Annotated in this window: 4 protein-coding genes and 2 pseudogenes; 4 read left to right on the top strand and 2 right to left on the bottom strand. The window is 68.0% G+C overall.

Features of this window, described 5'->3' with window-relative positions:
- A pseudogene (locus ACFYX0_RS46735) lies at positions 1 to 93 on the bottom strand (integrase); the annotation flags it as partial.
- On the opposite strand from ACFYX0_RS46735, the gene ACFYX0_RS46730 reads away from it, so the two are divergent.
- The 4 genes and pseudogenes from ACFYX0_RS46730 to ACFYX0_RS46715 form a co-directional block, all read left to right on the top strand.
- On the top strand, positions 73 to 690 hold the full coding sequence (locus ACFYX0_RS46730) for an ISAs1 family transposase (protein ID WP_388981670.1): 618 nt from the start codon (positions 73 to 75) through the stop codon (positions 688 to 690). The pseudogene ACFYX0_RS46735 and the gene ACFYX0_RS46730 overlap by 21 nt on opposite strands.
- Positions 691 to 717: 27 nt before the next feature.
- A complete protein-coding gene (locus ACFYX0_RS46725; protein WP_388981667.1) occupies positions 718 to 975 on the top strand; it encodes a hypothetical protein in 258 nt (85 codons plus the stop codon).
- Entirely contained in the window at positions 959 to 1,951 is a 993-nt protein-coding gene (locus tag ACFYX0_RS46720; RefSeq protein ID WP_388981665.1) for a hypothetical protein, read from the top strand. Before ACFYX0_RS46725 ends, ACFYX0_RS46720 begins: the two co-directional genes overlap by 17 nt.
- Positions 1,948 to 2,358 (top strand): annotated as a pseudogene (locus ACFYX0_RS46715) (ATP/GTP-binding protein); the annotation flags it as partial. The gene ACFYX0_RS46720 and the pseudogene ACFYX0_RS46715, both read left to right, overlap by 4 nt.
- 477 nt (positions 2,359 to 2,835) lie before the next feature.
- Here the strand turns inward: ACFYX0_RS46715 and ACFYX0_RS46710 are convergent.
- The coding region (locus ACFYX0_RS46710) for an ALF repeat-containing protein (RefSeq protein WP_388981662.1) at positions 2,836 to 4,735 on the bottom strand (1,900 nt) is incomplete at its 5' end.

Here is a 4,735-nt window from a genome sequence, read left to right as displayed (position 1 = left end):
GGCCCGGCAGCCCGCGTCCTCCAGGTCCATGACGAGGTTCTTCGCCGCCTGCGCCACCCAGGCCGCGGTCGGGTGCGCGGCGGCGCCGAGGATGCCGGCGACGCGCTGCACACCCAGCGCGGCCACGCCCGCTTCCTCGTCGAAACGAAGAAGGCCCACTACGCCTTCACCGTGAAACGCAACCAGAAGAACCTCTACACCCAGCTGAGCACCCTGCCCTGGGAAAAGGCAACGGCGAAGTTCTACGACCGCACCACCGGCCACGGCCGCAAGGAGACCCGGGTCGTGCAGGCCCTGACCGTCACCGACCTCGGCGTCGACTTCCCCCACGCCGCCCAGGTCGCCAAGGTCGTACGCCACCGCACCGACACCAAGACCGGAAAGCAGAGCCGCGAGACCGTCTACGTCATCACCGACCTAACCAGCCGACAGGCATCCCCGGAACGCATCGCGAAGATCTTGAGAGCGCACTGGGTGATCGAAAACAGGCTCCACTTCGTCAGGGACACCGCCTTCCGCGAGGACGCCTCCAAGATCCGCACCGGGCACAGCCCGGAGAACATGGCCACCCTGCGCAGCTTCGCCATCAACCAACTCCGCACCGCCGGCCACACCAACATCGCCGCCGCACTCCGCACGACAGCCCTCCGCCCCTACGAGCGGCCACTGGCCGTCCTCGGAATCAACTGACCTGCGCCAACGCACGATCAACGAACTTTGCAATCGCCCTGGCCTCCCACCGACCCCGGGGACGTCCTCAAGGCGCGGCAGAAAGCGGGCGGTCCGACAGGGCCCATCCACGACAAGCGCTATGACGTCGTCCTGCTGCCCCTGCCGCCCAGTGTCATGCAGGGCGGCGGCACGCCGCCTCCCAAGTACGGCCAGGGCCACGGTCACGCGGAGATCGACAGGCCCAGCAACAGCGCGGACTTCTTCGGGCTGCTCTCGGTGTCCGGAGATGACCGCAATCGCTGATCTGGTGGGCGGCTTCGCCGCCCTGCTGAAACCGGCTGCGGGCAACGACGTGAAACTCACCGAGTGGATCGCAGCGGCCCGCGCCGTCGAGCGGACCTTCGGCAGTATCAACACGCTCGTCGCCCAGCACATCGCCGGCTACACCGGCTCCCACATCCTGGAGCGCGGCGAGGCGGTGGAGGACGAAGCACGGTTCACCGTGGCCCAGTTGCAGGACCTGCTGGATGAGTGGGTCACCGCCCGCTGGCAGCACCGCCCCCACGAGGGCCTGCGCCATCCAGTCCTGCCGAAGAAGGCCCTCACCCCGAACGAGATGTGGGGCGCGCTGCTGGGCGCGTCCGGGTACGTGCCGCTGCCGCTGGCCGGCGCCGACTACCTGGAACTGCTCCCCGTGCGCTTCCACCCCATCACCGGCCGCGGCATCCGCATCAACCACCGCACCTACGACCACACCTGCCTCAATGAGCACCGCGGCCGCCCCTCCCCCACCGGCCCCGGCGGCAAGTGGGAGGTCCACCTCAACCCGCACGACGTGCGGCAGATCTACATCCGCCTGCCCGACGGACACCTGCACGAGGTCCCGTGGATCCATCGCGACCACGTCCACGCCCCGATGGGCGAGACCGTCTGGCGTCACATCCGCGCCGCCCTGGGCCGGCGCGCAGGCCGCGAGGCACACGAGGCCGCCCTCGCGGAGGCCGCCGACCAGGTCCTGCGCCGCAGCCGCCCCCTGACCGGGAGCACGGCAGCGGCTGCCACCCCGCCCCAGCCGTCGGACTCCCCGCCGGGGACACCGCCGGCTCAGCACCCCGCCCAGGACACCGAGGACAGTCTCGACGCCGCCCAAGCCCGCGCCCATGACGATGACGATGACGATGACGATGACGATGACGGCAGTCAAACCGGTGATGAAGACTCCCCGCCACCGGCCCGATTCGCGCTGTACGACGCCTTCGAGGAGGCCGAACACTGGTGAGAAGCCCCGACACCACGCCCCCCGCCGAGGAGACATCCGCAGGGGCAGTCACCACCTTCGACGCCTTCGCCCGGTTCGCCCACGCCGCACCGCCCACACCCCCGCAGCCGGGCCAGGCACCCCGCTCGCCGGAGGAACGCCTGGCCTACCACTCGCAGTTCGTCACCGTGCGCACCCCGGCCATCGAAACCCTCTCACGCAGTGTGCGCACCCTGATGATCCTCGGCCGCCACCAACACGTCACCGCCCGCCCGTCCCTGATCGTCACCGGCCCCGCCACCACCGGCAAGACGACCGCCCTGCTCGAAGTGGGCCGCACCTGCCACCTGGCCCACACCCGCCGCGCCGCCCCGGGCGACGACAGCGTGCCCGTCGCCTACGTGCTGGTGCCGCCCGGCGCCACCGCCGGGCGGACCGAGAACGCCCCCAAGTCACCGCATCGACATGCGGCAATCACTCAGATGCTGCGGAGCGCCAGTCCCAAAGAGGTTCACGGCGAAAGCGCGCCAGAACCTCTTCGTATTCGACCATTTCGCCGAAATTAGTATCCAGCAATCCCGAGACACCCTGAATTATTTCGCCCAATAGGTCGCGAATGCAGGATACCCCGGAATATTCGATCAAGATCGCTTGAAAATCGCCGATCCTGTGGCGGACTTCGTCCACTTCCGCTTCGTCAAACTCACCTAGGACGTCTTCGGACGCGTCCACACCGAAGCTGCACTCTCCTCTGTCGAGTCGATCGAGGAGTGTTCCCTTGCTGTAGACCCCGACTTGCTGAAGTCGAGTCACGATCCGTTGGTGATCCTCCGGAGGGCTGAGGAGGACGATGGTGGGACGCATGGATCTTCCTATCTTGATGGTCACCTGGTTCCGGATTTGGGTTACGGAGCCAAGATATCCAGCAGATCATTCTTGTCGCGCGTAACTATGATACCGGCCTGCTGGAGGCTCTTAATCACACTTCCGCGAGCTTGCGGGAGATACACGATCACCGGATAGTCCGTCAATTCCTGCGTTTTCAAAGCCTGCTTCAAGGCGCCCTTGCCGGAGCCTGACTTGACCTGGACTACGGCATTCTGAGTCACGATATCGAAATCCGTGAGCACTTTACCGTCCGCTCCGACGACGTCCACGCCCTGAGCCCGGACGAGCCCGGGGTAACGGGCGTTGATATCGTCGACCAGCTCGGGAACCAGGGGATCGTCGCCCTTCCCGACGACATGTCCGGGACTGCCTTCTTCCCGGGCTTCGCTGAGGGCTTGGTTGAGGTCGTCGCTGAAGCGGTGGACGCCGTCGTTGGCCAGGCCGAGGCCACTTCCGGTCACGGCTATACCACCGCTGACCGCCAGAACAGCTTCGACGCAGCCGGCACCCAGTGTCTCGGGGCACAGGAAGAGTCCACCGCCTCCACCTACGATGCCCTCCGTGATTCCCATGTCCGCTAGGAAGGCGCCGCCAACGCTCTCGATGAGGTCAGCCGCGAGTTGCGGGCTGTTGTCCCAGAGCGCCTTCGCATAGGGGCTGACTGTGTTGGCGGCGTCCTTGAGCCAGCCGGGTATCCAGCTGCTGTCGTCATCCTGTTGCGCACTCCTCGCCTTCATGGCCTCGTACCGCTGCCGCAACAGCGTCCAGGCCTGCTGCCGCTTGACGGCTGCCGTGTGGAACGCCTCCGTTGCGGCCTGTGCGGCGGCCGTGGCGTCCTTGCCTGCTGCCGTGGCGGAGGTGCGGGCCTGCTGGGCATCTGTCCAGGCCGAGTCGGCGGAGCTGCGTGCGGAGTCGGCCGAGTACTGGGCGGAGGTGGCGGAGGTGAGGGCTGCGGCTGCGGCGTTTTCGGCGTTCTGCTGGGCGTTGCGGGCGGTTTTGGCCGAGGCGGCGGCGTCCTTGGCGGATTGTTCGGCCTGGTTGGCGTAGTTGTTGGCCTGGGTGGCGTACTTCTGGGCGTCGTTGGCGGCTGCTTCGGCTTGCCTGCGGTAGCCCTCGGCTTCGGCCGCTGCCTTGGCGGCGGTGGCTGCTGCCCTGCCCGCTTCGGCCGCGTTCTTCTGTGCGGTGGCGGCAATGCCCGCGGCCTGCGCGATCAGCTGCTGGATCTGCCCCTCATGGGTGGCGCCCAGTTGGTCCTGCCGCTGGGCCTTGTACTGACCGACCGTGATGAAGGCGTGCAGCAGGCTGGAGGGGCCTTCGAGGGCGATGCGGGCGGCGGCCCTGACCTGCGGGCCGTTGCTCTTGTTGTTGGTGTCGGCGAGCTGGGCGGCGCGGACGCGTTCGTCCTGAGTGCGCGCCAGCGGGTCGTCGGTGGTGATGAACTGGCGCAGGGCGTCGGTTGTGTCGGTGTTCAGTGTGGTGCGGCCGGCCTGCTGTTCGATCGGTCCGGCGTTGGCGATGGTGCGGGCGATGTACAGGCGCATGTCCTGCTTCATGGCCTCGTACTGGCCGGTGGCCAGGAACGCGCTCACCGCCGAGTCGTCGCCGTCGAGGGTCTTGGCGGCGGCGGCTCGCACGTCGGCCGAGCCGGCGGCTAGCGCAAGGTGTTCGACGTCCTGACGGTCGTCCTGACCGCTGGCCTCCTTGCGGCCGGTGCGGATGTAGGCGGTTGCGTCCGCGTCGGAGCCTGCCAGGGCGACCAGGGCTGCGGACTGGCTCCACGGACGGCCGGTCTTCACGGTCGCCAGGGCCACCTTGCGGGCTTCGGGCGCGATCTGCGCGGGGTCGGCGCCGGGCTGGGCGGCTTGGTCTGCCAGCTTCGCCGCCTCAGCCTGCAGGTCCTTGGCCTGCTGCACGGCT

The sequence above is a fragment of the Streptomyces sp. NPDC002573 genome (assembly GCF_042889625.1).
GTDB classification, from domain to species: domain Bacteria; phylum Actinomycetota; class Actinomycetes; order Streptomycetales; family Streptomycetaceae; genus Streptomyces; species Streptomyces gibsoniae.
This window is presented reverse-complemented; position numbering and strand designations above follow the sequence as displayed.

Coding starts and splice junctions, on each gene's coding strand:
- ACFYX0_RS46720 (WP_388981665.1), top strand. CDS start 959: ATGACCGCAATCGCTGATCTGGTGGGCGGCTTCGCCGCCCTGCTGAAA.